The organism is Methylobacterium sp. 88A (genome assembly GCF_000376345.1).
Taxonomy (GTDB): domain Bacteria; phylum Pseudomonadota; class Alphaproteobacteria; order Rhizobiales; family Beijerinckiaceae; genus Methylobacterium; species Methylobacterium bullatum.
Genome location: NZ_AQVT01000001.1, coordinates 3,867,866 through 3,894,230, shown reverse-complemented (window position 1 = coordinate 3,894,230; position 26,365 = coordinate 3,867,866). Strand labels below are relative to the sequence as shown.

The window sequence follows — 26,365 nt, the reverse complement described above, 5'->3', positions numbered from 1 at the left end:
CGACGTCCTCAACCCTTCGCGTTCCCCAGCGCCTCCAGCTCCTTGAACGGCTCCGTCTTGTGGCCCTCGCAGACCTCCTCGGCATCTTCGAGGATGCTGAGCTTGCCGGCCTCCTCGCGGATGACGGCCTTGGCCTTCTCGCCCTTGAGGAAGCGGCGGCCCATCATCCGGGCGGACACGCAATAGAGGGTGCGGCCGTCATCCTCGAACGGTCCGGCGATGCGGCTGTGCTCGAACCGGACCGGGATCACCGAGATCGAGCCGAAACCGCTCTGGCGCAGGGCCAGGGCGGCCACCCGCTCGCGCATGGTGAAGCTCGCGCCGGGCGCGGGCGCCGGATCGGGCCGCCCGCACCCGGTGAGCGCGATGGCGACGAGGCCAAGCCATGCGCCGCCAGCGCGGCGGGAGATTGCACGGTCCGTGCGGGCGCGCGGTAAGACGGTCATGGTCGTCGGGTCTCGAACCAGGGGAGCACGAGGCATAGCGTCGAACACGCCCTGCGGGAATGCCGATGCCGATGCAATCCACGCCCTCGAGTGGACGGACCGGCCCGTTTCCAACGCACGGTCCGCGCTCTAAGGAGGGGGTATGCAATGGACCGACGACGGCGTGGTGCTGGGGCTGCGCAGGCAAGGCGAGACCGGCGTCGTCCTCGAAGTGATGACCCTGGACCACGGCCGCCATCTCGGCCTCGTCCATGGCGGGCGCTCGAGGCGGATGCAGCCGGTGCTGCAGACCGGCAATCACGTCCGGCTGACATGGCGGGCGCGCCTCGACGAGAGCCTGGGGGCCTTCGCGGTGGAGCCCCTCGAATCCGCCGCCGCGCGGCTCATGGGCTCCGGCCTCGCCCTTTACGGCGTGACCCACATGGCCGCGCTCCTGCGCCTCCTGCCCGAGCGCGATCCCCATCCCGCCGTCTACGAGGCGGCCCGCATCCTCGTCGCCCATCTCGACGACCGGGTGATCGCGCCGCTCCTGATGGTGCGGTTCGAACTCGCTATCCTGGCCGAGCTCGGCTTCGGGCTCGATCTCAGCGCCTGCGCCGCCACGGGAGGCAACGACGCGCTGATCTACGTCTCGCCGAGGACCGGGCGGGCCGTCAGCGCCTCGGCCGGGGAGCCCTTCCGGGACAGGTTGCTGGCGCTGCCGGGCTTCCTTCTCGACCGGGAGGGCGGCCGGACCGGCTTCATGCCGCCCGACGAGCGGGATGTAGCCAATGGGTTTACCTTGACGGGGTATTTCCTCGACCAGCACATCTGGGGGCCGCGCGCCATCGCGCCTCCGGCGGAGCGGGCGCGATTCGTTGCGTTGGGGACGCAGAGCGCCTAAGTCACGTTCGCGTTATGTTCTGATTTGGGCCATGTCCGGCCCGGGAGTTCGTCATGGGCCAGCCCTTCGATCCGCCATCGGGATCCGACGGCATCGAGAGCGTCGAGCTGAAGTCGGCGCTGGAAGAGCGCTACCTCGCCTATGCGCTCTCCACCATCATGAACCGGGCGCTGCCGGACGCCCGCGACGGGCTCAAGCCCGTCCATCGCCGCATCCTCTACGGCATGCGGCTGCTCCGGCTCGACCCGAACACCGCCTTCAAGAAATGCGCGAAGATCGTCGGCGACGTGATGGGCGATTTCCATCCCCACGGCGACCAGGCGATCTACGACGCGCTGGTGCGTCTCAGCCAGGACTTCGCGCAGCGCTATCCGCTGGTGGATGGCCAGGGCAATTTCGGCAACATCGACGGCGATGGCCCCGCCGCATACCGCTACACCGAGGCGCGGCTGACGGAGGTCGCCCGCCTCCTGCTCGACGGGATCGACGAGGACACGGTCGATTTCCGGCCCTCCTACAATGGCGAGAAGGACGAGCCCATCGTCCTGCCGGCGGCCTTCCCGAACCTGCTCGCCAACGGCTCCCAGGGCATCGCGGTGGGCATGGCCACCTCGATCCCGCCGCACAACGCGGCCGAACTCTGCGACGCGGCGCTCTATCTCATCGGCCATCGCGACGCGACCTCGGCCCAGCTCCTCACCTTCGTGAAGGGGCCGGATTTCCCCACCGGCGGCATTCTCATCGACAGTGCCGAGTCGATCGCCGAGGCCTACCGCACCGGGCGCGGCGGTTTTCGCGTGCGAGCGCGCTGGGCGAAGGAGGATACGGGGCGCGGCACCTGGAACATCGTCGTCACCGAGATCCCATACGGCATTCCCAAGGCCCGGCTCATCGAGAAGCTGGCCGAGCTGCTGCAGGAGAAGAAGCTGCCGCTGCTGGCCGATGTGCGTGACGAATCGGCCGAGGACGTCCGTGTCGTGCTGGAGCCGCGCTCGCGCAGCGTCGACCCGGTGATCCTGATGGAATCGGTGTTCCGGCTCACCGAGCTCGAAGCCCGCATCCCCCTCAACATGAACGTCCTGGTGGGCGGTCTCGTCCCGCGCGTGATCGGGCTGGCCGAGGCCCTGCGCGAATGGCTCGACCATCGCCGCGTCGTGCTCCAGCGCCGCTCGCGCCACCGCCTCGCGCAGATCGAGCGCCGCCTCGAAATCCTCGGCGGTCTCCTCATCGTCTATCTCGATCTCGACGAGGTGATCCGCATCATCCGCGAGGAGGACGAACCGAAACCGTCCCTGATGAAGCGGTTCGAACTCACCGAACTCCAGGCCAACGCCATCCTCGACACCCGCCTGCGCTCGTTGCGCAAGCTGGAGGAGATGGAACTCAAGCGCGAACTCGATACGCTGACCAAGGAGAAGGACGGGCTCGAAGAGCTCCTCAGCTCCGAGAAGATGCAATGGTCGGACATCACCAAGCAGATCCGCGCCGTGAAGAAGGCCTTCGGGCCCGAGACCAAGCTCGGTGCCCGCCGCACCACCCTGGAGAACCCGCCCGATACCGCCGGGATCGACTTCACTTCCGCCATGGTGGAGCGCGAGCCGATCACCGTCATCGTCTCGGCCAAGGGCTGGATCCGCGCCCTCAAAGGGCATGTCGCCGATCTGTCGGGCGTCGCCTTCAAGGGCGACGACGCCCTCAAGATCTCGTTCCTCAGCGAGACCACGGCCAAGATCCTGGTGCTCGCCTCCAATGGCAAGGTGTTCACCCTTGAAGCGGCGAAGCTTCCGGGCGGGCGCGGCTTCGGTGATCCGATCCGATTGATGGTGGATTTCGACGACGGCGCCGAGATCGTCGCCGCCCTGCCGTATCAGCCGGGCGGCAAGCTCCTGATCGCAGGCTCGGATGGGCGCGGCTTCCTCGCCCCCGCCGACGCGCTGGTGGCCAATACCCGCAAGGGCAAGGGCATCATGGGGCTCGACGAGCCGGCCCAGGCCATGCTGCTCGTGCCTGCCGGCGGCGGCGATCATGTCGCCGTCTGCAGCGCAGACCGGTTGCTACTGGTCTTCCCGCTCTCGGAAATGCCGGAACTGTCGCGCGGCAAGGGCGTGCGCCTGCAGCGCTGCCGCCAGAGCACGCTCACCGACGCCCACGTCTTCACCCTGGCCGAGGGCCTGCCCTGGCGCGACAGCGCCGGTCAGGAGCGGCTCGCCAACGCGGCACTGCTGGAGAAGTGGATGGGCCACCGGGCCGAGGCCGGCACGCTGATGACCCGGAGCTTCCCGAAATTCGAGCGGTTCGGGAAGTAGATGCTGAACATACCATCGCGGCTTGATCCGCGCTGGTGCTGCGACGATGTTTATCGGGTAGTCGCGTGATGAAGGAGTAATCGGATGGCCGACGCCGTAAGCCCGCTGACGCCCGATCTCGAAGAGCAGCTCGGCGGCATTCGGCGAGCGCGCGAAGCGAGTGAGAAATTCGTTGCCGAGCAGAAGAAACTCACGGCCGAAGCATTGAAGCTGGATCGCGACCGCATGTTCGCGCCCTGGCAGATCGCGTTGTCCGGCATGGCTGCCGGAGCAGCGTTCTTTGGCGCTGGCGCTGCCTTCGTGAAGATCCTCGGTCCCTAGCGGACAGACAAGATATCCGACAGCGCTCTCGCTCAGCGGCGGCGGAACTGGCCGCGGATCGGCGGGCGCGGACCGGAGGAGCGCTCGTCCTTGTGACGGAACACGAGGCGGCCCTTCTCGAGATCGTACGGTGACATCTCGACGGTGACACGGTCGCCGGCCAGAGTCTTGATGCGGTTCTTCTTCATCTTGCCGGCCGTGTAGGCCACGATCTCGTGGCCCTGGTCGAGCTGCACGCGATAGCGTGCGTCCGGCAGGATCTCGATCACGAGACCGTCGAACTGCATCAACTCTTCTTTCGCCATCCACACTCTCCAGCCGGAACGCCAGAACGGGGCATTCCGGGACACCAAAAACATAGCCGTTCGGCAAAACGCTGCGGGCGGCGGGTCCGATCCCATCGGATGCGCAACACCGGCGAGCGTCGGCACGACATAATGTTCGCGCGTCCCGTAAGCAAGCTTTTACCGCCTGGAACGCTATCGCGTCGACAGAAAATCACATGCTGTCCTGGTCCCTCGACAGTGTCGCGGGGGACTCAACTGCCCGATTCGGCAGGCTCGTGCCGGACGACGACAAGGAGACCTCATCGCCGTCCGCCCGCGCGACTGCGCGGTGGCGGGTGTTCGCCGAACGCGCCGAGGACGACCATAGGTCGTGATCGGCGCCGCTTGGTATCGAGCCGCATCCGTGGCGAGTACGGCTTTCCCGAGCCGGCGGCGATACGCCGGCCCCTTGCATCAGGGCGTCACGGCGTTGCCGGCGTAGTCGATGCGGCCGTCCGGCGTCTTCCTCCAGACCTGCAGCACGTAGCCGGGTGCCTTGGACTGGCCGTTGGCATCGAACGCGATCTCGCCGATGGCGGTCTTGAGCGGCGCACCGCCGTGCAGGACATCCGCCACCTTGCGGCCCTCGCTCGACTTCGCTTGCTCCACGGCCTGTCTGAGGATCTCCACCGCCGCATAGCCCTGCGCCGCCACCATGTCGGCCTCCGGCGTCCTCGGCCTGGCCGCCACGCCCTTGGATTCGGGCAGCTTTCGCGGCTCCGGCAGGAGGGTCATCACCGTCCCCTCGGCGCCCGGGCCGGCCCCCGTGGCGAAGTCCTTGTCGAGGAGCCCGTCGCTGCCGACGAGGGGTATGGCGAGACCCGCCTCGCGCAGGGAGCGGATCAGCTGGCCGGCTTCCGGCGCGAGGCCGCCGAAATAGACGACCTCGACCTGCGCGCGTTTCAGGCGCGCGACGAGGGACGACAGGTCCCTGTCGCCGCGGTTGAGGCTCTCGAAAGCCGTCTCGGCCTGCCCGTTCGCCTTGAGGATGCGGGCGACGTCGTCCACCAATCCGCGCCCGAACGTGCTCTTGTCGTGAACGAAGCCGATCCGCCGCCCGCGGAAACGTGCGAGGAGATAGGTGGCCGCGATCGGCCCCTGCTCGGCGTCACTGCCGCCGATACGGAAGACGTTCCAGGCCCCGCGTGTGGTCAGGGCAGGCCAGGCGATGCCGGGCGTCACCGCGATGATTCCCGCGTCCTCGTAGATCGGCAGGACCGACGCCGCCACGGTGGCGTTGAACGGCCCGACGACGAGGGGGACCCGATCGGCGATGAACTTGCGCGCGACCGCGAGCCCCTGCTTGCCGTCGCCGGCATCGTCGGCCACCACGAGGGCGAGCTTGAGCCCTTTTGGGCCGGCTGCGCGGTTGAGATCCGCCACTGCCTGTTCGGCTCCCGCCCGGAGCCCCTGTCCGAAGGCGGCATCCGGCCCGGTGAGAGGGAGCGAGAGGCCGATCCGGACCGGTGCCTGGGCCGGACTCTGTGCGGCGGCGCCGGATGCGACGAAGGCCAGCGCGGCGAAGAACGGTGCGGCGGCCGCGGGTAAGATGCGTCTCATGGTGCGAGGTCCGGATGGTCGGCACGAGGCCGATCCAGCCTCTTTAGCGCAGCCTGGCGCAATTGGCGCGGCCCGATCGAGATGGTCCGTCCTTCCACGGGGCGATCCAGTGGGCGATGCCTGTGTGCCGGTCGGCACGCTTCGGGGACCGGGGATGGCACTGGCTTCGCTTGCGCATTGCACCGAGGGTGCCGGAGCCTATCTCCCCGAGGCGGCGTTGCGTGAGTGCCGTCATGCCCTGGACGCGCAGCGCGCGGAGTGTCCCATGCTCTCCACCGAAACAGACATCCTCCACGCGGCCGAGGCGTGGCGCCGTAGCGGGCGGGGCGTGGCGCTCGCCACCGTGGTCGAGACCTGGGGCTCCGCGCCTCGCCCGGTGGGCAGCCACCTCGTCGTCGACGAGGGTGGCAACTTCCTCGGTTCGGTCTCGGGCGGCTGCGTCGAGGGGGCGGTCATCACGGAAGCGCTGGACGCCATCGCCGACGGACGACCCCGGGTGATCGAGTTCGGCGTCGCCGATGAGACCGCCTGGCGGGTCGGTCTCTCCTGCGGCGGGCGCATCCGCGTCTTCGTCGAACGCATCGACTGAAGCGGCGCCATGAAGCTCGATTCCCTCCATGCCCTCAACGTCGAGCGTGCCGCGCGCCGCGCCGCGATGCTCGTCACCGACCTCGACGACGGCAGCCAGCGCGTGGTCCGCGAGGCAGAGATCCCGGCCGACCCCCTGGCCGACATCCTGGTGCGACGCCTCGCCTCCGGAAAGAGCGGCCTCGTCGAGGTGGAGGGGCGGCAGTTCTTCCTCACCGTGCAGGTGCCCGCCGTACGGCTCGTGCTGATCGGGGCGGTGCATATCAGCCAGGCGCTCTGCCCGATGGCGACGGCGGTCGACCTGTCCGTGAGCGTCATCGACCCGCGGACGGCCTTCGCCACGCCCGAGCGCTTTCCGGAGGTTCCCCTCCTGCCCCTCTGGCCCGACGAGGCCCTGGCCGGCCCCGTTCCGCCCCTCGACCGCTATTGCGCCGTCGCGGCCCTGACCCACGATCCGAAGATCGACGATCCCGCGCTGATCGCGGCCCTGAGGGCCGAATGTTTCTATGTGGGCGCCCTCGGCTCGCGGAAGACCCATGCCGCACGGGTCGAACGCCTGTCGCAGGCCGGGCTCTCGCCCGAGCAGATCGCGCGGATCGAGGCGCCGATCGGCCTCGACATCGGCGCCGTGAGCCCGGCCGAGATCGCCGTCTCCATCCTGGCGCAGATCGTGTCCGCCCTGCGCGGCGGCGGTCCGCGTGCCGTCAAAGGCGGAGTCCCCGCGTGAAGTTCGGTTCGGTCGCGATCACGCGGGCCGCGGGGCTCATCGCCGCCCATACCCTGCGGGCCGATGACGTGATCGTCCGCAAGGGGCGGCCGATCCAGGGCGACGACGCGCGTCGTCTCGCCGAGGCCGGCCTCGACAGCGTGGTGGCGGTGACCCTGGAGACGGGCGATGTCGGCGAGGACGAGGCTGCCGCCCGTCTCGCCGCTCGGGTGGCGGGGTCGGGTCTTTCCACCGGCCCCGCCTTCACCGGGCGCTGCAACCTCCAGGCGGAGGTGGCGGGCATTCTGATGATCGACCGTCCTGTCGTCGACGCGGTGAACGCGGTGGACGAGGCCATCACGCTCGCGACCCTGCCGCCGTTCCGACCGGTGAGTCCGGGCGAGATGGTGGCGACGGTGAAGATCATTCCCTATGCGGTGTCCGGCTCCGCCCTCGACCGCGCCTGCGGGATCGCGACGCCGGCGCCCCTCACGGTCATGCCCTATCGCCGCTTCCGGGTGGGTGTCGTCTCCACCCTGCTGCCGGGGCTCAAGGAGGCCACCGTCGCCAAGACCCTCCGCAACCTGGAACGCCGGCTCGGGCCGACCGGGGCGGGGATCGCCTCCGACCTTCGGGTCTCGCACGAGGCCGGTGCGGTGGCGACCGCCATCCGCGAGGCCATCGACCGCGACGGATGCGATCTCGTCGTGGTGTTCGGCGCCTCGGCCATCGCCGACCGGCGCGACGTCATCCCCGCCGGCATCGAGGCGGCGGGCGGGGAGGTGGAGCATTTCGGCATGCCCGTCGATCCCGGCAACCTGCTCCTCGTCGGCCGTCGCGGCGAGGTTCCGGTGATCGGCGCTCCGGGCTGCGCGCGCTCGCCCGCCGAGAATGGGTTCGACTGGGTTCTCCATCGCCTGCTCGCCGGCCTCGTGGTGAGCCGCGCCGACATCGTCGGGCTCGGCGTCGGTGGCCTGCTCATGGAGATCGTGTCCCGGCCCCAGCCGAGATCGGGGCGACAGGGTCCGTCGGAAGAAAGCACGTCGGAGGATGCCTGACGCCGTCGGCATCGTCCTCCTCGCCGCCGGACGGGGAACGCGCTTCGGTTCGGCCGCGAAGATGCTCGCACTCCTCGATGGCCGGCCGCTCGTCCGCCACGCGGCCGAGACTGCGATCGCGGCGAATCTCGGTCCCGTGGCGGTGATTCTCGGCTCGCATGGCGCTGCGGTCCGGCAGGCGCTGGCGGGCCTCGACCTGCGGATCGTCGACAACCCGGCCCATGCAGAAGGTCTGTCCACCTCCCTGCGATGCGGACTCGACGCCTTTCCGGAGACCGCCCGCATCATCGTGATGCTCGGGGACATGCCGCGTATCCGGCCCAGCCACCTCGCGTCCCTGGTCGAGGCCTTCCTGGCCGCCGACCCGGCGCCGGCCGCCATCGTCCCGGTCCATCGCGGATCGCGCGGAAACCCGGTTCTCCTCAATCGCGCGCTCCTCGCGTCCGATCTGGCGTCGCTCACCGGGGATCAGGGCGCCGGCCGTATCCTGGCGGCGCGGACGGATGTCGTGGAACTGGAGATGGATGCGGCCGTCGCCCTCGATATCGATACGCAGGCCGCCCTGATCGCTGCCGCCCGCGCCTGATCAGGAGGCCTTGTGATCAGGAGGCCTTGCCCGGCCGCTTCGCCTCGTTCCGGCAGCGGTCGGAGCAGTAGCGGACCTCGTCCCACACCCGTTCCCATTTCTTGCGCCAAGCGAAGGGCTTGCCGCAGATGGCGCACACCTTGGTGGGCAGATCCGTCTTCTTGCGCATGCGCGGCATGGGAGGCTCGTCCTATCGTCCGAGCTGCCCGGCATCCGCGACGGCGACCGGGCTCCAGCGGGTGATCTGGATGAAGCCGTCGCGGGCGGCGACGACGATGTGGCGGCGGTAGCGGTGGACGATCGTTCCCGGCGAGTGGCGGTGTGGCTCGCGCCAGCCCTCCGCCGCCGCGACGAAGACACGGTTGTCGCCCAACTGTACGATGGTCTCGATGGTGCCGAAGGCCCGCATGCGCCGCAGAATCGCCTCCACGTCCGTGCGGAAATCGAGGGTCCTGTCCGCATCCGTCACGCGGGGCCAGTAGGAGCCTTCGCCCTGGGGCTGGGCCGCCCGCCAGCGAGTCGGCAGGTCGCGCGCGATCGGTCCCGAGGCCAGCCGCCGGGCTGCGATCTGGCATTTGGCGAGCAGGGTCTCGTGGGTCTCCTGCGGCGCCATGGCGAACGTCTCCTGCGCGAGGATGTCACCCGTGTCGAACCCCTCCTCGGCCAGCACGTGCGCGGTCACGCCCCAGTCGGCGCGTGCGTCGGTGATCGCCTTGAAGAGGGGGTAGGGGCCGCGCCCGACCGGCAGGGGCGAGGGATGGAAGTTCAGGGCGTAGCCGGCCCGGTTGCGCCAGCCCCGGATGAGCCAGGGGTAACCGGCCACCACGAGAGCCCAGTCCGTCCCGTGGATCTGCGTCAGGGCGTCGAGATCCGCGAGCTTGATCCGCGAGAGCTGCATCGGGATGCGGTGACGGCGGCTCTGGGCCACGACCGCCTCGTTGTGGTCGTAGAGCCCATCGCAGGGCCGGGTGAACAGCTTGATCGGCGTCCATCCGGCATCCACCAGCGCTTCGAACACGCCGCCGAGGAAATCGATGCCGGCGAAGGCAAACTTCATGAAGAACCCCGGGAGCGGATGCGCGGCGTGCGACTCTACGGATGGTGCCCTGCGGGCTCCACGGTCGCGCCGTCCGCCTTACCTAACCGATCCGGCACGGAATGGGAGCGGTCATGAATCGGGTTGTGATCTACGGCGGAACCGGCGGTATCGGCATGGCCACGGCGCGGGCCCTGCGCAAGCGCGGGATCCCGCTGCATCTCGCGGCGCGGGATGCCGGGCGGCTCGAGGAAGTCGCCGCCGACCTCGGTGAGACCACCTTCACCGCAGGCGACGTCACGGACCCCGCCCATTTCGCGATCGTCACGCAGGAGGCGGGCGACACCCTGGCCGGGCTCGTCTACGCGGTCGGCACCATCAACCTGAAGCCGCTGGCGAAGCTGACCGCCGACGACGTGGCGATGGATTTCAAGCTCAACGCGCTTGGCGCTCTCCTGGCCCTCCAGGCCGCGGCGCCGGCGCTCAAGGCGGGGGCGGGCGTGACGGGGGCGGGCGTCGTCCTGTTCTCCACCGTGGCGGTGGCGCAGGGATTTGCGGCCCACGCCTCCGTCGCCATGGCAAAGGGCGCCGTGGAAGGACTCGCACTGTCCCTCGCCGCCGAGCTCAGCCCTCATATCCGGATCAACGTGGTCGCGCCCTCGCTGACGCGCACGCCGCTCGCCGCTGCCATCACCGGCAACGAGACGCTGGCATCGGGAATCGCGTCCATGCACGCACTCCAGCGGCTCGGCACACCCGAGGATATAGGCGCGCTGGCCGCCTTCCTCGTCTCGGCGGAAGCCGGCTGGATCACCGGGCAGGTCATCGGCGCGGATGGCGGCCGCTCGACGCTGCGGACGAAGGGGTGACGTCGCTGCGCACCCTCCGCTTCGTCCTCGGCGACCAGCTTCACCGACGCGTCTCCTCCCTCACCGATCTCGACCCGCAATCCGACGTCGTGCTCATGGTCGAGGTGCGGGAGGAGGCCACCTATGTCCGCCACCACAAGCAGAAGATCGCCTACCTGTTCGCCGCCATGCGCCATTTCGCGGCCGATCTGGAGGCCGAAGGTGTCACTGTCGACTACGTGCGCCTCGACGCGCCGGGCAATACCGGCTCGTTCACCGGCGAACTCCGGCGAGCGGTCGAGCGGCACGAGCCCGACAAGATTGTCGTCACCGAGCCCGGCGAGTGGCGCGTCTGGGAGATGATGCAGGGGTGGCGCGATGACCTGCCGGCGCCCGTGGACATACGCGACGACAACCGCTTTCTCTACCCGCGCGCGGATTTCGCGCGCTGGGCCGAGGGGCGGCACGCCTTGCGGATGGAGACGTTCTATCGCGGCATGAGGAAGCGTACCGGCCTGCTGATGAAGGACGGCGAGCCGGTGGGCGGCCAGTGGAACTTCGATCACGACAACCGCAAGAAGCTGCCGCGCGGGCACCGCTCCCCGGAACGCCCCGGCTTCGTGCCCGACGCGATCACGTCGGAAGTCATCGCTCTGGTATCAGACCGTTTCGCCGACCATTTCGGCGATCTCGACGCATTCCGCTGGCCGGTGACCCGCGCCGACGCCCTCACCGCCCTGAAGCATTTCCTGGACGAGTGCCTGCCGCATTTCGGCGATTACCAGGATGCGATGAAGACGGGCGCCCCCTTCCTCTACCATGCTCTTCTCTCACCGGCGCTCAATGCGGGCCTGCTCACGGCGGAGGAGGTCTGCCGGGCGGCTGCCCGCGCCTATGACGAAGGGGCGGCGCCGCTCAACTGCGTCGAGGGCTTCATCCGCCAGATCCTCGGATGGCGCGAATACGTCCGGGGACTCTACTGGGCCAGGATGCCGGCCTATGCCGAGACCAACGCTCTCGCCGCCAAGCGCGACCTGCCGTGGTTCTACTGGTCGGGCGAGACGCGCATGAACTGCCTCGCGCAATGCGTCGCCGATACGCGGGCCCATGCCTATGCCCATCACATCCAGCGGCTGATGGTGACGGGCAACTTCGCCCTGCTGGCCGGGCTCGAACCGGCTCAGGTGGAGGAATGGTATCTCGTCGTCTATGCCGACGCCTACGAATGGGTGGAGTTGCCCAACGTCCACGGTATGGTCCTGTGGGCGGATGGCGGCGTCATGGGCTCGAAACCGTATGCGGCCTCGGGCGCATACATCAACCGCATGTCGGATTATTGCCGGGGCTGCACCTACGACGTCGCTGCCAAGTCCGGCGAGAGTGCCTGCCCGTTCAACTACCTTTACTGGAACTTCCTCATCGAGAATGCGGATCGTCTGGCGGGGAACCCGAGGATGGCCATGCCCTATCGTACCCTCGACGGATTGGGCGAGCGGCGAAGGGAGGAGATCACGACGGACACGGCCCGCTTCCTGGCCGGCGCGGAGATGCGTTCCGCCCCGTCCTGAATCTCACCAGGGCTGCCAGACACTGAGGGTGACGTAGGGGCTTCCCCCGCCACCGGTTTCGGTCTGGTAGCCGAGCGAGGCGCGGAAGCTCACGTCGCCGATGCGAAAGTCGGTGACGTGGACGCCGATCCCGAGCTTGGAATAGCCGGTCCCGTCCGCGTAGAGCGCAGCCTCCGGGCCGAGATAGGCACCGAGCACGTCGTAACCCCAGGCAAGGCGGCCCCAGGCGCTCTGGCGCGTCGAGCCGAGGATCGCGGTGGCGGTGAGGAGGGATTCCGCTGTCGGCCGCGCCCAGACTTCCCCGTGCAGTCTGATGCCGTAGCGGTCGGGGAGCACCATTGTGCCGAGGATGCTCTGCTCCACCTCGATGCTTCCCTCAGGCCCTGCGAAAGCGGCGACGACGCCCCAATCGTGGAACCATTGGTATCCGGCGAGCACTGCTCCGAGCGCCGTCAGGCGCGTCTGACTCGTGGCGATGCCCCGTATCGAGGGACCACGCTCGACCCTCGCTCCCGCTCCCCCGCTTGCGAGGATGGCGAAACCGTCCCGATCGCGCCCGTCGAACGTGATCTTCGTGCCCACCGTGATGAAGGAGGATGCTCCGGCATCGAGGCTGCCGAAGATCAATGCCGAGATCGAGCCTCCTTCCGATTGAGCCGGGTTCGAGACGAGGCCACAGCAGAGTGTGGCACAGCACATGAGTATCGGCCGAGCCGAAGGCAGTGACCGTTTCGTCGATCTGGCCGATCGTCCCACGTCCCTTCTCGCTCCGTCTCACCGCAGGGCAAGTGTACGGCATCCTATGAGAAGTTGCGCTGATTCACCAATAATCGACTGTGGGTCGTACGCGTAGACCGCCCAAGCTTATCCTTGAGAAGGCGCCGTTTCCATTTCGTTCTATTTGATAAAACTTCAGGATGTATTCATCCGATCTGAAGTTGTGCAGTGTCAGTGGTCGATCTACCGGTGTGTTCGGACCGTGTCGGGACGGGAGGACCCGCGATGCCGCATGGAGGTGAAAGCTGATTCGGTTGGCGTCGGGCGGGGACTAGGATAGAGCCCGCGACGGGACCGTCGCCAAAGGCCGAGTTTTCTTGTCACCAGCTGCTCGAACGTCCGAAGTTCTCACGGTGCTCGCGGCACAGGAGACGGATCGCTTGACCATCGGCGACATCGTCGCGGTGCTGAAGGACCGTGCCTTCGCCCTGCTCATCGTCATCCTCGGCCTGCCGAATTGCCTGCCGATGCCGCCGCCGATCCCCCTGGTCTGCGGCCTGCTACTGTTGCTCGTGGCCGTTCAGATCACGGCGGGAATGTCGGCGCCTTGGCTGCCCCGCGTTCTCCTGAGCCGCTCCATTGCCCGGAGCGACGTGGAGCGTGCCGCCAAGCGCGCGGTGCCGCTGCTTCGGCGGCTGGAGCGCTGGTCGCGTCCGCGCATGAGCCTGTTCGAGACCGGCCTCGGCATGCGGACGGTGGGGCTGATCCTCCTCACCCTGTCGCTCGCCCTCGTGGTGGCGGCGCCCCTGGTCGGGCAGATCCCCCTCGGTCTGGCGATCTGCCTCGTCGGCCTCGGCCTCGTCGAGCGGGATGGGCTGCTCGTCGTCATGGGGCTCGGCGTCGGTGCCGTCGGCGTGCTCCTGAACGCCGGCTTCGTCTACGCCATCGTCTCGGGCCTCATGAGCCTCTTCAGCGTGTAGTTTCAGCCTTCGAGGTGGCGCGGCTTGAACAGGCGCCAGACGAGGCCGCCCCTCGGTCCGAACAGGAGCGAGAGGAGGTAGAGGCTTCCCGCCGCCAGCACGATCGCAGGCCCCGTGGGCAGGTCGGCGCGGTACGAGGCGGTCAGTCCGGCAAAGCTCGACACCATCGCCACCACCATCGCCATGGGGATCAGGCCCGACAGGTCGGCGGCCCAGAACCGCGCGGTGATCGCCGGCAGCAGCATCAGCCCCACCGCGAGCAGCGTCCCGAGGGCCTGGAAGCCGCCCACGAGGTTCATCACCACGAGGCCGAGGAAGGCGTAATGCACCGGCCCGCCGGCACGGCTGACCGTGCGCAGGAACAGCGGGTCGACACATTCCATGACGAGGGGGCGGTAGAGCGCGGCAAGCGCGAACAGCGTCACCGTGGCGATCCCGCCGAGGAGCATGAGCGCCGGATCGTCGAGGGCCAGAACCGTGCCGAACAGGATGTGCAGGAGATCGATCTGCGAGCCGCGCAAGGAGACGAGCAGCACGCCAGCGGCGAGAGAGATCAGGTAGAAGGCGGCGAGACTCGCATCCTCCTTGATCGAGGTCGTGCGTGTGACGATGCCGGCGAGCAGCGCCACGAACAGGCCGGCGGCGAGCCCGCCGATGGTCATCGCCGGCAGCGATAGGCCGGCGACGAGGAAGCCCACGGCCGCCCCCGGCAGGATCGCGTGGCTCATGGCGTCGCTCATCAGGCTCATGCGCCGCAGCATGAGGAAGACCCCCACCGGCGGGGCCGAGAGCGAGAGGGCGAAACAGCCGGCCAGCGCCCGGCGCATGAAGCCGAACTCGATGAAGGGGCCGAACAGGAGATCGATCACGCGGCGTGTCCGTGGTCGTGACGATGATCGTGCGCGTGACCATGGGGATGGTCGTGATCGTGGCGATGCAGGTCCCCGCCATCGGCAGGGGGCGGTGCATGATGATGGCCCTCGCCCCGCCCGCAGATGGAGGCATCCTCGTCCCAGGCTTCGGACAAGGCCTGGGCGCGCGCGAGATTCTCCCGGGTCAGCACCGTCTCCGTGGCGCCCCAGGCCACCGGCTCGCGGGCCAGCAGGAGCGTGGTCGGAAAATGCGCCTTGACCTGATGCAGGTCGTGAAGCGCGGCGACGATGGTGCGGCCCTCCGCATGCCATCCGCGGATCAGGCCGATCAGATCGGCGGTGGTGCGTCCGTCGATCCCGGTGAACGGTTCGTCGAGGAGGATGATGCGGGCGTCCTGGACGATCAGCCGCGCGAACAAGGCGCGCTGGAACTGACCTCCGGACAGGGTGCCGATCGGCCGATCCTCGAAGCCGAGGAGGCCCACGGCGGAGAGGGCGCTGACCAGCGTCCGGCGGTCGGGGAGGGCGCTGCGCCAGAAGCCGAGGCGGCGCCATCGTCCCATCGCCACGAGGTCGAGGACGCTCAGGGGAAAGCTGCGGTCGATCTCGCCGGCCTGGGGCAGGTAGGCGATGGAATCGGTTCCGCCGGGCCGGTCGATCCGGCCGTCGAGGCAGCGGATCTCTCCGATAATCCCCTTGAGCAGAGTCGATTTGCCGGCGCCGTTGGGGCCGACCAGGGCCATCAGGGCTCCGGCGGGGATGGTACCGTCGAGATGGTGCACGGCGGGATGGCGGTCGTAGCCGAGCGTCAATCCGCGCAAGGCGATGGCGCCGGGCTGAACGGGGGCGTCCCCCATGAGGGCGTGTGTCATCGTTATCCCATGGCCCAGAGGATCGCCCCCCAGACCAGCCCGGACAGGATCGCGGCGATGATCAGCCGCGAGGCGGCGCCGGCCTGGAACAGGGAGCGACGGGGGGGCGGTTTGATCTGGGGAGGACGCGTCACAGCGGTTCGGGTACCAGGAAGGGGCGGAATTGTCCGAACGGGAGCGGCGAACTATCTCTGGTGCTGATACACTGTAACATCGCATCAGTTCAACGTGCCGGACCACATCGACCGGCGATCAGGGGAGGATGGCGTGCACGACCATAGTGCCGTCCACGATCACGGCGCCTGCTGTGGCAATGCCACGGATGCGCTGGCGCGAGCGGAGCGTCTCTGCGCCGAGCGTGACCTGCAGTTCACGCGGCTGCGGCGGGACGTCCTCGAAGCGGTGGCGTCCGAGGCGAAGCCGCTCGGCGCCTACGACATCGCCGAGCGGCTGAGCGGTCAAGGTCGCCGGGTCGCCGCCGTCTCGGTCTATCGCGCCCTCGACTTTCTTACCGAGAACGGTCTCGTCCATCGCATCGCCACCCGCAACGCCTTCGTCTCCTGCGGGCACCAGCACGGCGACGGGGCCGGCCTCGTCTTCCTGATCTGCCGGACATGCGGCAGCATCGACGAGACGACCTCACCGGAGGTGGACGACCAGCTCGACAGGGCCTTGGCGAAAGCCGGGTTCAAGCCGTCGAGCCGGATCCTCGAAGTGGAGGGCGAATGCGGCGCCTGCCTCGGCCACGAACCGAACCCCTGAGCGACACGGTGCGCGAGGTTCAGCGCGCGTTGCGATAGGCCCGCCGCGAGGCGATGGTCTGGATCATGATCTGGATGTCGAGCCAGACCGACCAATTGTCGATGTAGTGCAGGTCGTGGTTCACACGCCGCTCCATGTCGAGATCGGTCAGGGTCTCGCCGCGTAGGCCGTTCACCTGTGCCCAGCCGGTGATGCCGGGCATCACGTTGTGGCGGCGGGCATAGAGTGCGATCCGCCGTTCGAAGCTGCGGTCGTGAGCAAGGGCATGGGGGCGAGGACCGACCAGGGACATCTCCCCCATCAGGACATTGATGAGCTGGGGCAACTCGTCGAGATTCGTCCGGCGCAGAATGGCGCCGATCCGGGTGATCCGTGAATCGTTGCGGGTCGCCTGTCGGAAGACGGCGTTCTGCTCGGTCTTCATGCTGCGGAACTTGAACACGCCGAAGGCCTGCTGGTTGAAGCCGTACCGGCGCTGGCGGAAGAAGACCGGCCCGGGGCTGTCGAGCTTGATCAGCAGGGCGATGGACGCCAGGAGCGGCGCGAGCAGCACCAGCGCGATGGCTGACAGGACGACATCGAGGCCGCGCTTCAGGGCGATCTCGCTGAAGGTGAGCGGCCGGCGGCCGATATTGATGCCCGACAGCCGTCCCACCCGCGCGAGCTTGAGATCGGGAAATCGGTCCATGACCGAGCCGGGACGAAGATGGAGCGCGGCCGGGACGCGCAGGAACGCGTCGACGCAGCGCTCGATATCCGCCGCATCCGTCCAGGGGACCAGGATGAAGACGTCGTCCGGCCGCAGGAACCGCACCACCGACACCGCGAGGTCGAGGTCTTCCGACATCTGTGCCTGCCGCACCGACGCGTCCTCCCGCGGGTCCACACGACGCAGATAGCTGGTCCCGATGACCCGGAGATTCAGGGCCTGCGCGTCGTTGTTGGCGTGGAAACTGGCAATGTCCTCCTCGAAGCCGACGAGGTGAATGCGACTGATCGACGGTGAGCCGGAGGTCATCGTCCGCCGCACGAGGCCCACGATGACGAGACGGGACAGGTACAGGGCCGGCAAGCCCGTGAGGAAGAAGCCGATCGCCACCGCGCGCGAGAAGCCGTTCGTGGTCTTGGTGGCGAAGCCGACGACGAGCACGATCCCCCATGCGGCGAGCCAGAGACTCGCCATCCGGCGGCGGTGAAGGCCTCGGGTCAGCTGCGTCTCGATGCTGTACTCGTCCCGCACGAGGTTGGTCAGGAGCACGAAGACGGCCACGAGGCCCGCCAACTGGAAGCTCCCGGTCATGCCCGTGGCGATCTGCTGGTCGAAGGCGAACTCATAATAGATCGCCTCTACGAAGTAGGCCGTGACGAGGATCGCGACGAGGTCGGAGACGGCCAGAGCCGTGGACAGCCCGAAGCGGATCGCTCCGCGCCACCGCCGCGGAAGGACGGCCGCCCACGCGTCGCGTCGCGTGTCGCGCGCGGCGGGCAGGGTCTGGTAGATTTCGGGAAGACGTTGCTGGAACATCTGGGACGCTGTGTGCCGGGGTGAGACTTAGTTTGTGCCATAATGGGACATTGTCCCATCCGGCCATCGTCATGTCTGCCCGGGGCGCAAACCTCGGACCCGCCGGTGCCGCCCAAATCTCTCCTTCATGCTGTCCGAAAGCTTGGCTGGCCGTTATGGCGAAAGGCCTGGGGCCGTTCCGTGGTCTGCTGGGGGAGCTTTCATGCCGCGCGTGACGCTTTCAGGAACACATCACCGGTACAACGCCGTCGCGGCAGTAGAAGACGGCGGCACATGGCGGATGTTCCTGCCATTTCCGGACGGATCGATCCGTGACGCGGCGTTCGTCGGCCCGGACCGCCTCGTCTGCCTGTCCGCCGATGGGGAGATCTGCCTCATCGACTGGCGGCTCGACAGGGAGATCGCTCGGCAACCAGCCGGGACGGATCGCCCCCGCCACATCTTCGTGCCGGCCGATTCCGGATGGATCGTCCTGTACGACGGCAAGCGGCCCCTCGACGAGGAGCGCTACCTCCATTCCCTTCAGGTTCGGCGCGCGACGGACCTCGCTGTCGTCGCGGACGGAAACGGTCTGCAATGGACGGCCGGCCAAACCGTAGGCCTATTGGCGGGCGGCGGTGAATTTGTCCCCGACCCTGGCGAGCCGACCGCCCTCACGATCCAGGATGACGTGTTTCGGGATCCGGGCGGCCAGCTGGCGTTCGTCGGCTTCGAATGCGGTGCGCCGGGATCGCGGTATGGGCTGTACCGACTGGATCCCTCCACGGGAACGGTGCGCTGCGAACCGCTGCCGGATGCGGCGAGACCGTGGTGGTTCAGCCCGAGCGGTCGCTACGCCGTGACGCCCTTGTCCGCTTTGCCGGCGGTCCATGACGGCTCCGCCGCGTCACCGCCGCATTGGGATGCGGTCGCGGATGGAAGGCGCCGAGTGAGCCAGGCCCTCGAACTCTGGACGACCACGCCTCTCGGCCTGGCACGGACCATCGTGGCGCGCATGACGCCCGAGCCCCCCTTGGCGATCCGAAACGTGGTGTGGGAGCCGGCCGAAACGGCGTTCTGGGTCCAGTACGGCCATTTCTGGGATAAGCGGGCGGAGTTTCAGCGCGTCGGCCTGGACGGCTCGCTCTCGCCCGTTTTCCATTTCGAACGCTTTCACGGAACCAAGGTCCTGGCCGATATCGCCGACGTGACGCATGCCGAGCATGTGGAGATCCAGGCCTTGCCGGATGCCGTTCGCATCCAGCGCGCCTGGTGCGCGAGCGACCTTCCGGTCCGGTCGATCTCGCAGGGCGAAGACGGCTTCCGGGCTTCGGTCTGGTCGGGCCCGAAAGAGGCGGCGGTCCGGCGCTTCCTGGCCCGGTCGAGCCGCCGCCATGTGGTGATCGTCGAGGCGTTGTCACAGGCGGCCGTCGCCGAGGGCCTGCGTCGTCTCACCCACGACATCCGCGAGCGACTGGCCGACCTGCTGCAGACCGATGTCCTGGAACTGTCCTTCGTGGTCGGCGGCCGGACGATGACGGAATCGGCCTTCTTCGCACGCGTGTCACGCGACCGTATCGCGGTCGCTCCGATGCTACGGGAACTCCTGACGACCTATCTGGAAGTGCATCCGAGCGCCGTCGAAGCCAAGGGCTTGTATCGTCAGATCTGGGGACCGAAGGAGAGCCACGGCGCGCTCGCCGCTGCCATGCAGGCCCTGCTGCGCCTCGACCCGGACGCGCACGACGTGTTTCGCGGCTATCTCGCCAGGCGTGACGGCGAGCACGAGACCTACACCACCGACGTGATGATGAAGACATACATCGCCGAAACCGGCTGGCGCGACCGAGCCATGATCGGCTTCGGCATATACTTCGCGTTGATCCGGCACCGGGACGGTCTCATCAACCTGAACGGCGGTTTCCTGGAGGAGTACGGCCTCCTCGACGCCGTCGAACCGATGATGAGCCCCGAGGAGTTCGCTGAGGCAATGCTGGATGAACTCGACAGGTTCGTGGAGATCCCTGATATCGACTGCCGCTTTGGATGGAACGACCTGTATCTCGGGCTCATCGGCGGCCTCCCCGACACGGCGTTCGGCCGGCGGGTAGTCGCTGCGCTCGCAGCGCGGCGCGGCGACGTCATCGTGGCCGTTCGAGACTGAGCGAGGCAGAGGGCGGCCGCCCTCGAAGCGTGGTGGCATCCCCATCGGACGGTGAGGGGTGAGGATGCCGCCGGATAGCGAGGTCGATCAGGCCACCGCTTCGGGATGCCGCTCCGCCGACGGGACTTCCTGTGTCTTGCTCAAGGTCTGGATCGGCTCGAACCCCTCGAATTGCGGATGGCCGAGGTAGAGAGGTTTCGTCGTCGGTGCGCGGCTATGCGCCTTGCGGAACTGCTCCGACCGGGTCCAGGCCTCGAACGCCGCTTTGGAGGCCCAGACAGTGTGCGAGGCATACAGCACATGATCCTCGTAGCTCGGGCCGCGAAGCAACTGAAACTCGACGAAGCCCTCCATCTCGCCGAGTTGGCTGTCCCGCCCGAGCCAGACCTGCTCGAATTCTGTCGTTGCGTCCGGAACAACTTTGAATCGATTCATGGCGATGAACATGAAGCACCTTCGTACAAAAGGCCGGGAGCGGGGGCGGCCGGCGATCCGCGCCGCATTTTAAACCGCAATATCCCGATTGGAAAATGATGGGAAAAGCCGCACAATCCCGTATTAAAATAGCGCTATTTCTGTCACAAGGGTTCTGGATACAAGAATGTTTCCCTCACGTCGTTGTGGAGCCGGTGTCCGGCCTTCCTCGGTTTGCGACGGCAAGTTCGTGGTGACTCTTGCCATCCTTGCCCGGTTTGTGGTCAAGCTGGTTTCGCGTTCCTCGGACCCAGGGGATCGCTCCCGGTTCCTTGGTGGTTTCTGGAAATTCCTTCTCCCTCCGGTGGAGGGCCGTGGAGACTACGGGTTCACTTTCTTTTAACTTCCGACCGTACCGAATGCGGCGTATCAAAGTTGCCGCATCGGTTGCGGAGACCAGCAAAACCGGCCGAGACCGTATTAAGCACTGAAACGAGTGATGATGCCCAAGCAAACTACCGATGTCGACCGCCTGGTTGGGTTGCGGATCACGGCCCTGCGCAAGGCTCGTGGCCTTAGTCAGACTGCCCTCGGGACCGCCGTCGGTGTGACCTTCCAGCAGGTCCAGAAATACGAGAAGGGGCAGAATCGCGTTGGTGCTGGCCGGCTCCGAGAGATTTCCCGTCTCTTGGAAGTGCCTGTCTCGGCGTTCTTCGAGGAGGACGACGCGGGAGGAACACAATCTGAGGTGTTCGGCTTCTTGAGCGCACACGGCGCGATCGAACTGCTCCAGGCCTACGCCCTGATCGAGGACGACCAACTCCGGCGGGACGTTTTGGCGATCGTGCGAACTGCGGCAAAGATGGGAAAGCGCTCAGAGACTCCTGCGGCCGTTTGATCGATTTTCAGTCATCCGATAAGATGGAAGAAACTGCCTGACACTCGGCCGCATCGGTGGCCTGCCATGCCTAACGGAACTCCTTCCGCGTCGGTCACCACCGCGAGGGCGACATCCTCGGCAGGAGGCGGCGTCAGTTCGCTGGCATAATGGAACTCGTGGCCGACGAGGCGCGATCCGCCCTGCCCGAGGGGGCCATCGCCGATGAGCGTCGCGACGCGGTAGCCGAGATGCAGGCGGCGCACCTTGTAGGAGGTCGCAACCGGGAGCAGGCCCGCCATCGCATGCGTGACGCCCGCCGCGTCTTCCAGCCCGAGACCGAGAGCCATGTAGCCGCCGCACTCGCCATGGACGGGATTGTGTTCGGCAAAGCTCCGGAGGCCGTTCAGGAACCGGCCCGCCGCTGCGAGTTTCCCGGCATGAAGCTCGGGATATCCGCCCGGTAGCCAGCAGGCGTGGCAGTCCTCCGGGGGCGCCTCGTCGGCGAGGGGTGAGAAGGCGACCAGTTCGGCGCCCGCCGCGCGCCAGCCCGCTTCCATATGTGGATAGAGGAACGAGAAGGCCTCATCCGAAGCGATGGCGATGCGCTGCCCCGGGGGAGGAGGCAGGGCGGTATCCGACACGTCCGGCAGGCGTCCCGATGCGGCCGCGAGGATGGCGTCGAGGTCGAGACCGGCCTCCGCCAGATCGGCGAGGCGGTCGAGCCGCGCGGTGAGATCGCCCGTCTCGCGAGCCTGGACCAGACCGAGATGACGCTCGGGCAGGGAGAGGGTCGCGTCGCGCATGAGCACTCCGAGAACCGGGATGCCGACCCGCGCGAGACCGGCTTCGACCAGACGCCGATGGCGGGCGCTGGCGACCTTGTTCAGGATCACCCCGGCGATGCGGATACGAGGATCGTAGCGGGCGCAGCCGAGTGCCACGGCGGCGGCCGATTGGGCGGCACCCGAGACGTCCACGACGAGGAGCACAGGCCAGCCGTAGCGGGCGGCGATGTCGGCATTGGCGCCGGTCCGGCCCTCGCTGGCGACGATGCCGTCGAACAGGCCCATGGAGCCCTCGGCGATGACGATATCAGCGCCATGGCCCGCCATCGCCGCCACCGAATCGAGCATGGCATCCGGCATGGCGAAGCTGTCGAGATTGACGCTGGGATAGCCCGTGGCGGCCTGGTGGAAGGCCGGGTCGATATAGTCCGGCCCGCATTTGGCACCACGCACGGCAAGGCCGCGCCGGGCGAGCGCCCGCATCAGCGCCAGCGTCACGGTGGTCTTGCCGGAGCTCGACCGTGGAGCGGCGACGAGAAGGCCGGGCGGATGCGATCGGTCCGTCATCGTCATGACTCGACTCCGGGGGCCGGCTGCCCCGTGGGGCGGAAGCGGCGGTCGTAATCGGTGGAGTAGAGCGCGCTTTCGCGGAACTCGCTGGCCGCGAGGGCCGGGCCGACGAGGATCAGCGCCGTCCTCTCCAGACCGGCGGCGCGCACATCCTCCGCGATGGTGGCGAGGGTGCCTGAGATGACGCGCTCGTCCGGCCAGGTGGCGCGGAACACCACGGCGGCGGCGCAATCCGCTCCATAGAAAGGTACAAGCTCGGTCACCACGGTCTCGATCACGTGGATGGAGAGGTGCAGGGCCAGGGTCGCGCCGGTGGCGGCGAAGGCTTGGAGCGTTTCGCGTTCCGGCATGGCACTGGCCCGGCCCGAGGTCCGGGTGAGGACCACGGATTGGGCTAGGCCCGGCACGGTGAGTTCGCGCCGGAGCAGGGCGGCGGCGGCGGCGAAGGAGGGCACGCCCGGGGTCACCGTGTAGGGAATGCCGAGCCCGTCGAGGCGGCGGGTCTGCTCGGCCAGCGCGCTCCAGATCGAGAGGTCGCCGGAATGCAGCCGCGCCACGTCCTGCCCGGCCTCGTGCGCGGCGACGATCTCGGCCACGATCGCGTCGAGGTCGAGGGGAGCGGTGTCGACGATGCGGGCGTCGGACGGGCACCAGGACAGGATCTCCGGCGCCACCAGCGAGCCGGCGTAGAGGCAGACGGGGCAGCGCGCGATGAGATCGCGCCCGCGGATCGTGATGAGGTCGGCCGCACCGGGGCCGGCGCCGATGAAATGTACGGTCATCGCGCTTGAGTGGCGAAATACGCGGGAAGCGCAAGGGCGCATGTCACCGCTGGTGACGCGATACGCGGCAGAATGAGGGTTCCGCCATCGCCGGCCATGGCCAGCGCGGCGGCTTCCGCCACCGATCCGACCCCCCGGCTCGCTTCGATCCGGCCCGAGCGGGTCGTTACGCGCGCATCGACGGCGATCATCTCGGCGGGGGACATTCCGACGGGCACGAGGCCGAACGCGGCGGCGGCCTCGACGATCGACGGCTCATTCGCGCGGTCCTCGGCGGTGGCGATCGCGCCGAGCCGCTCCGGCTCATGGCCGCTTTCGGCAAGCGCGCGGTGGATCAAAGCGACGATCTCGTCGGGCATGGCCCCATGCCGGAAGCCGATGCCGGCGACAAGGATTCGAGGCCCGAACGCGTCTTTCTCGGTGCTATCAAGCTCAACACGTTCGGCGGGCAAAGATTTCCCCTCGCCCCGCTCGCGGGGAGAGGGACGTGTCTCCCCCTCGTCGGGGAGCACGTCGTGGCGGCAGCCGAGGGTGAGGGGGCGACTGCGGATGAGGCCTATCCGGCGATACCCCCTCACCCTCCCTTCGGCTTCGCCTCCGCTTATCGCGGACACGACGAGGTGCCCGCGATCCTCTCCCCACCCGGCGGGGAGAGGGAAGAACCGGTGCACCGCCAAGCCGCCCGTCACCGCTTCGTCCAGACCCATTGCGTCACCGGCATTGCGGCGCGCCAGCCGTGGAGATGGCCGACCGGGTCGGCATGGGCCACCGACAGTCGCTTCAGCTGCCCGCCGAGACGGGCGAAGGCGCCAAGCAGAACCGCCTCGCCCTCCAGGGTGACGACGTTGGCGACCAGCCGGCCCCCCGGCTCAAGGGCGTCGAGGGCACGGTCGAGCACGCCAGGCCGCGCAACTCCGCCGCCGATGAAGATCGCGTCCGGACGCTCGAGGCCTTCCAGGGCGGCGGGCGCTTCGCCCTTCACGACGCGCAGATCCGGTACACCGAGGCGGGCGGCGTTGCGGGCGATCCGCGCCGCACGGGCCGGGTTCGCCTCGATGGCCAACGAGCGCAGGCTGGGATGGCGCAGCATCCATTCGATGGAGATTGAGCCGGCTCCGGCGCCGATGTCCCAGAGGCGCTGGCCGGCGCGGGGGCGCAGGGCGGCGAGGGTCACGGCGCGAATATCGGCCTTGGTGAGCTGGCCGTCATTCTCGAACCAGGTATCGTCGAGGCCAGGGCTCAGGCTGACGACGCGAGCATCGGCATCGGCGACGACCTCCACCGCCAGGGTGTTGAGCGGATCGATCCCGGTGAGGGAGAACGCATCGGCCCTTGCTTCGAGCCGGCGCTCGCGCGGGCCACCCATGGCCTCGAGGACGACGAGGCGAGAGGCACCGAAACCGCGTTCCGTGAGCAGGGCGGCGACGGCCTCCGGCGTCGTCTCGTCCCAGGTCAGGGTGAAGAGCCGGGCTCCGGGCTGGAGATGGGGTACGATCCGCTCCAGCGCCCGCCCGTGCAGGGTGAGGCAGGTGGTCTCGGCGAGCGGCCAGCCGAGCCGTGCCGCCGCTAGGCTGAATGCCGATAGGTGGGGGAACACGCACATCTCGGCCGCCGGCAGCAGCCGCGCGATCTCGGCGCCGATGCCGTAATGGAACGGGTCGCCGGTGGCGAGGATGCAGGTCGGGCGTCCGCGCCGGGCGAGGAGGCCGGGATAAGCGTCGGAGATCGGGCGCGGCCAGACCCGCGTCTCGGCCCTCAACGGTCCTCCGAGGGCGAAATGGCGGGCTCCGCCATAGACCACCTCCGCCCCGTCGAGGGCGGCTGTGGCGGCGGGGCTCAGGCCCGCGCGCCCGTCCTCTCCGATCCCAACGATGGTGAGCCAGGGGGCGGTGCTCGACACGGGGGCGGCGCTCATGGACAAGGTTGCCGGATAGGGAAAGGGCGACGATGCGAGTTCTGATCCTCGGCGGCACCACCGAGGCGAGCGCTCTTGTGAAGGGGCTCGATCCGCGGATCGACGCCACCTTGTCGCTGGCCGGCCGCACCAGCGCACCGAAGCGCGAGCCGGTACGCACCCGAATCGGTGGCTTCGGCGGAGCTGAGGGCCTCGCCGCCTGGATTGCCGAGAATCGGATCGACGTGGTGATCGACGCCACGCACCCGTTCGCGGCGCGGATCGGCCGCAACGCGGCGCTTGCCTGCGAGCGGACCGGTGTGGCGCTCCTCGCCATCCGCCGCCCGGCCTGGGAGCGGAGGCAGGGAGATCGCTGGACCGAGGTCGAGACCATGGTGGAGGCCGTCCTCGCCCTCGGCGAGACGCCCCGGCGGGTGTTCCTGACGATCGGCCGCCTCGAAGTCGGCGCCTTCGCGACTGCCCCGCAGCACGATTACATCGTCCGCGCCATCGAGCCGATCGGCGACGCCCTGCCGGTGCCACGCCTCACCGAGATCGCCGCACGCGGTCCCTTCGGTGAGGCCGCCGAGATGACGTTCCTCGCCGAGCGGCGGATCGACATTCTGGTCACCAAGAATTCCGGCGGCCCCGCCACCTACGGCAAGATCGCCGCAGCCCGCGCGCTCGGTCTGCCGGTGGTGATCGTGCGCCCGCCCGATAAGCCGGATGTCGACAGCGTGCCGGATGCCGAGGGCGCGTTGGCGTGGCTGCGCGCACGTGAGGGCTAAACCGGGATGCGCGCGCATTCCCCTCCCCCCTTTGCGGGGGAGGGTGGCCCGCGAAGCGGGTCGGGAGAGGGGAGCGCCATCTCCGGAGAGGTCGCCCCCTCTCCCGCCTGCTCCGCAGGCACCCTCCCCCGCAGGGGGGGGAGGGTTCG

The 26,365-nt window shown here is 68.3% G+C and carries 29 protein-coding genes; 14 read left to right on the top strand and 15 right to left on the bottom strand.

Going from position 1 to position 26,365, the window contains the following annotated elements:
• Window positions 1-8: 8 nt before the first annotated feature.
• Complete coding sequence (locus A3OM_RS0118665) at window positions 9-446, bottom strand: hypothetical protein (protein ID WP_018045300.1); 438 nt, start codon at window positions 444-446, stop codon at window positions 9-11.
• A 142-nt stretch (window positions 447-588) separates the two neighbouring features.
• Here A3OM_RS0118665 and recO point away from each other — a divergent pair, with 142 nt between their 5' ends.
• From recO to A3OM_RS0118650, 3 genes are all read left to right on the top strand, one after another.
• Entirely contained in the window at window positions 589-1,329 is a 741-nt protein-coding gene (recO, locus tag A3OM_RS0118660; protein WP_018045299.1) for a DNA repair protein RecO, read from the top strand.
• Window positions 1,330-1,382: 53 nt separating this feature from the next.
• The gene (gene parC / locus A3OM_RS0118655) at window positions 1,383-3,635 is read left to right on the top strand and encodes a DNA topoisomerase IV subunit A (RefSeq protein WP_018045298.1); all 2,253 of its coding nucleotides are present in this window, start codon (window positions 1,383-1,385) and stop codon (window positions 3,633-3,635) included.
• Between the two features lie 84 nt (window positions 3,636-3,719).
• Window positions 3,720-3,956 carry a hypothetical protein gene (locus tag A3OM_RS0118650; protein WP_018045297.1) on the top strand — a complete coding sequence of 79 codons (237 nt, stop codon included), beginning with the start codon at window positions 3,720-3,722 and terminating at the stop codon, window positions 3,954-3,956.
• Between the two features lie 32 nt (window positions 3,957-3,988).
• On the opposite strand, the gene infA is transcribed toward A3OM_RS0118650, so the two are convergent.
• Together infA and A3OM_RS0118635 are read right to left on the bottom strand one after the other, a co-directional pair.
• On the bottom strand, window positions 3,989-4,261 hold the full coding sequence (gene infA, locus A3OM_RS0118645) for a translation initiation factor IF-1 (protein WP_018045296.1): 273 nt from the start codon (window positions 4,259-4,261) through the stop codon (window positions 3,989-3,991).
• Window positions 4,262-4,696: 435 nt separating this feature from the next.
• Window positions 4,697-5,842, bottom strand: coding sequence for a branched-chain amino acid ABC transporter substrate-binding protein (locus A3OM_RS0118635; RefSeq protein WP_018045294.1), 1,146 nt, complete (start codon window positions 5,840-5,842; stop codon window positions 4,697-4,699).
• A gap of 265 nt (window positions 5,843-6,107) precedes the next feature.
• On the opposite strand from A3OM_RS0118635, the gene A3OM_RS0118630 reads away from it, so the two are divergent.
• From A3OM_RS0118630 to A3OM_RS0118615, 4 genes are read left to right on the top strand one after another with little or no spacing between them, the layout of a single operon-like run.
• Entirely contained in the window at window positions 6,108-6,431 is a 324-nt protein-coding gene (locus A3OM_RS0118630; protein WP_018045293.1) for an XdhC family protein, read from the top strand.
• Window positions 6,432-6,440: 9 nt separating this feature from the next.
• Window positions 6,441-7,157 carry an XdhC family protein gene (locus A3OM_RS0118625; RefSeq protein WP_018045292.1) on the top strand — a complete coding sequence of 239 codons (717 nt, stop codon included), beginning with the start codon at window positions 6,441-6,443 and terminating at the stop codon, window positions 7,155-7,157.
• A complete protein-coding gene (locus A3OM_RS0118620) occupies window positions 7,154-8,194 on the top strand; it encodes a molybdopterin-binding protein (RefSeq protein WP_018045291.1) in 1,041 nt (346 codons plus the stop codon). Before A3OM_RS0118625 ends, A3OM_RS0118620 begins: the two co-directional genes overlap by 4 nt.
• On the top strand, window positions 8,187-8,780 hold the full coding sequence (locus A3OM_RS0118615) for a nucleotidyltransferase family protein (protein ID WP_018045290.1): 594 nt from the start codon (window positions 8,187-8,189) through the stop codon (window positions 8,778-8,780). The genes A3OM_RS0118620 and A3OM_RS0118615 overlap by 8 nt, the downstream gene beginning before the upstream one ends.
• A gap of 16 nt (window positions 8,781-8,796) precedes the next feature.
• Here the strand turns inward: A3OM_RS0118615 and A3OM_RS25415 are convergent, their stop codons facing one another.
• Window positions 8,797-8,958: a DUF2256 domain-containing protein gene (locus tag A3OM_RS25415; protein WP_018045289.1), complete on the bottom strand. Its 162-nt coding sequence runs from the start codon at window positions 8,956-8,958 to the stop codon at window positions 8,797-8,799.
• Window positions 8,959-8,970: 12 nt separating this feature from the next.
• A complete protein-coding gene (locus A3OM_RS0118605; protein ID WP_018045288.1) occupies window positions 8,971-9,837 on the bottom strand; it encodes a formyltransferase family protein in 867 nt (288 codons plus the stop codon).
• Between the two features lie 113 nt (window positions 9,838-9,950).
• Here A3OM_RS0118605 and A3OM_RS0118600 point away from each other — a divergent pair, with 113 nt between their 5' ends.
• Complete coding sequence (locus tag A3OM_RS0118600) at window positions 9,951-10,685, top strand: SDR family oxidoreductase (protein ID WP_026176194.1); 735 nt, start codon at window positions 9,951-9,953, stop codon at window positions 10,683-10,685.
• A 5-nt stretch (window positions 10,686-10,690) separates the two neighbouring features.
• Window positions 10,691-12,232 carry a cryptochrome/photolyase family protein gene (locus A3OM_RS0118595; protein WP_043764889.1) on the top strand — a complete coding sequence of 514 codons (1,542 nt, stop codon included), beginning with the start codon at window positions 10,691-10,693 and terminating at the stop codon, window positions 12,230-12,232.
• Window positions 12,233-12,235: 3 nt separating this feature from the next.
• On the opposite strand, the gene bcsS is transcribed toward A3OM_RS0118595, so the two are convergent.
• Complete coding sequence (gene bcsS / locus A3OM_RS0118590; RefSeq protein WP_081612691.1) at window positions 12,236-12,931, bottom strand: cellulose biosynthesis protein BcsS; 696 nt, start codon at window positions 12,929-12,931, stop codon at window positions 12,236-12,238.
• A gap of 395 nt (window positions 12,932-13,326) precedes the next feature.
• Between bcsS and A3OM_RS0118585 the strand changes: the two genes are divergently transcribed.
• Window positions 13,327-13,929, top strand: a complete 603-nt coding sequence (locus A3OM_RS0118585; RefSeq protein ID WP_274533755.1) for an exopolysaccharide biosynthesis protein — start codon at window positions 13,327-13,329, stop codon at window positions 13,927-13,929.
• 2 nt (window positions 13,930-13,931) lie between these two features.
• Here A3OM_RS0118585 and A3OM_RS0118580 read toward each other — a convergent pair whose 3' ends face one another.
• From A3OM_RS0118580 to A3OM_RS26610, 3 genes are read right to left on the bottom strand one after another with little or no spacing between them, the layout of a single operon-like run.
• Window positions 13,932-14,756, bottom strand: a complete 825-nt coding sequence (locus tag A3OM_RS0118580; protein ID WP_187273414.1) for a metal ABC transporter permease — start codon at window positions 14,754-14,756, stop codon at window positions 13,932-13,934.
• A gap of 38 nt (window positions 14,757-14,794) precedes the next feature.
• Window positions 14,795-15,673, bottom strand: coding sequence for an ABC transporter ATP-binding protein (locus tag A3OM_RS0118575; protein ID WP_026176192.1), 879 nt, complete (start codon window positions 15,671-15,673; stop codon window positions 14,795-14,797).
• A 2-nt stretch (window positions 15,674-15,675) separates the two neighbouring features.
• Window positions 15,676-15,807 carry a hypothetical protein gene (locus A3OM_RS26610; RefSeq protein WP_018045281.1) on the bottom strand — a complete coding sequence of 44 codons (132 nt, stop codon included), beginning with the start codon at window positions 15,805-15,807 and terminating at the stop codon, window positions 15,676-15,678.
• Between the two features lie 133 nt (window positions 15,808-15,940).
• Here A3OM_RS26610 and A3OM_RS0118565 point away from each other — a divergent pair, with 133 nt between their 5' ends.
• Entirely contained in the window at window positions 15,941-16,435 is a 495-nt protein-coding gene (locus A3OM_RS0118565; RefSeq protein WP_018045280.1) for a Fur family transcriptional regulator, read from the top strand.
• Window positions 16,436-16,454: 19 nt separating this feature from the next.
• Here A3OM_RS0118565 and A3OM_RS0118560 read toward each other — a convergent pair whose 3' ends face one another.
• Window positions 16,455-17,960: an exopolysaccharide biosynthesis polyprenyl glycosylphosphotransferase gene (locus A3OM_RS0118560; protein ID WP_018045279.1), complete on the bottom strand. Its 1,506-nt coding sequence runs from the start codon at window positions 17,958-17,960 to the stop codon at window positions 16,455-16,457.
• A gap of 280 nt (window positions 17,961-18,240) precedes the next feature.
• Between A3OM_RS0118560 and A3OM_RS0118555 the strand changes: the two genes are divergently transcribed.
• The gene (locus tag A3OM_RS0118555; RefSeq protein ID WP_018045278.1) at window positions 18,241-20,103 is read left to right on the top strand and encodes a hypothetical protein; all 1,863 of its coding nucleotides are present in this window, start codon (window positions 18,241-18,243) and stop codon (window positions 20,101-20,103) included.
• Window positions 20,104-20,190: 87 nt separating this feature from the next.
• Here the strand turns inward: A3OM_RS0118555 and A3OM_RS0118550 are convergent, their stop codons facing one another.
• A complete protein-coding gene (locus A3OM_RS0118550) occupies window positions 20,191-20,550 on the bottom strand; it encodes an antibiotic biosynthesis monooxygenase (protein WP_018045277.1) in 360 nt (119 codons plus the stop codon).
• Between the two features lie 466 nt (window positions 20,551-21,016).
• Here A3OM_RS0118550 and A3OM_RS0118545 point away from each other — a divergent pair, with 466 nt between their 5' ends.
• Window positions 21,017-21,415 carry a helix-turn-helix transcriptional regulator gene (locus tag A3OM_RS0118545; protein ID WP_018045276.1) on the top strand — a complete coding sequence of 133 codons (399 nt, stop codon included), beginning with the start codon at window positions 21,017-21,019 and terminating at the stop codon, window positions 21,413-21,415.
• A gap of 11 nt (window positions 21,416-21,426) precedes the next feature.
• On the opposite strand, the gene A3OM_RS0118540 is transcribed toward A3OM_RS0118545, so the two are convergent.
• The 4 genes from A3OM_RS0118540 to A3OM_RS0118525 form a co-directional block, all read right to left on the bottom strand.
• Entirely contained in the window at window positions 21,427-22,755 is a 1,329-nt protein-coding gene (locus A3OM_RS0118540; protein ID WP_018045275.1) for a cobyrinate a,c-diamide synthase, read from the bottom strand.
• Complete coding sequence (gene cobM, locus A3OM_RS0118535) at window positions 22,752-23,534, bottom strand: precorrin-4 C(11)-methyltransferase (protein WP_018045274.1); 783 nt, start codon at window positions 23,532-23,534, stop codon at window positions 22,752-22,754. Before cobM ends, A3OM_RS0118540 begins: the two co-directional genes overlap by 4 nt.
• Window positions 23,531-23,986 (bottom strand): cobalamin biosynthesis protein, encoded by a 456-nt coding sequence (locus tag A3OM_RS25925; protein WP_051074431.1) that lies wholly within the window; start codon window positions 23,984-23,986, stop codon window positions 23,531-23,533. Before A3OM_RS25925 ends, cobM begins: the two co-directional genes overlap by 4 nt.
• Before the next feature lie 233 nt (window positions 23,987-24,219).
• On the bottom strand, window positions 24,220-25,449 hold the full coding sequence (locus A3OM_RS0118525) for a bifunctional cobalt-precorrin-7 (C(5))-methyltransferase/cobalt-precorrin-6B (C(15))-methyltransferase (protein WP_026176190.1): 1,230 nt from the start codon (window positions 25,447-25,449) through the stop codon (window positions 24,220-24,222).
• Window positions 25,450-25,481: 32 nt separating this feature from the next.
• On the opposite strand from A3OM_RS0118525, the gene A3OM_RS0118520 reads away from it, so the two are divergent.
• Window positions 25,482-26,216 carry a cobalt-precorrin-6A reductase gene (locus A3OM_RS0118520; RefSeq protein WP_018045271.1) on the top strand — a complete coding sequence of 245 codons (735 nt, stop codon included), beginning with the start codon at window positions 25,482-25,484 and terminating at the stop codon, window positions 26,214-26,216.
• Window positions 26,217-26,365 lie beyond the last annotated feature (149 nt).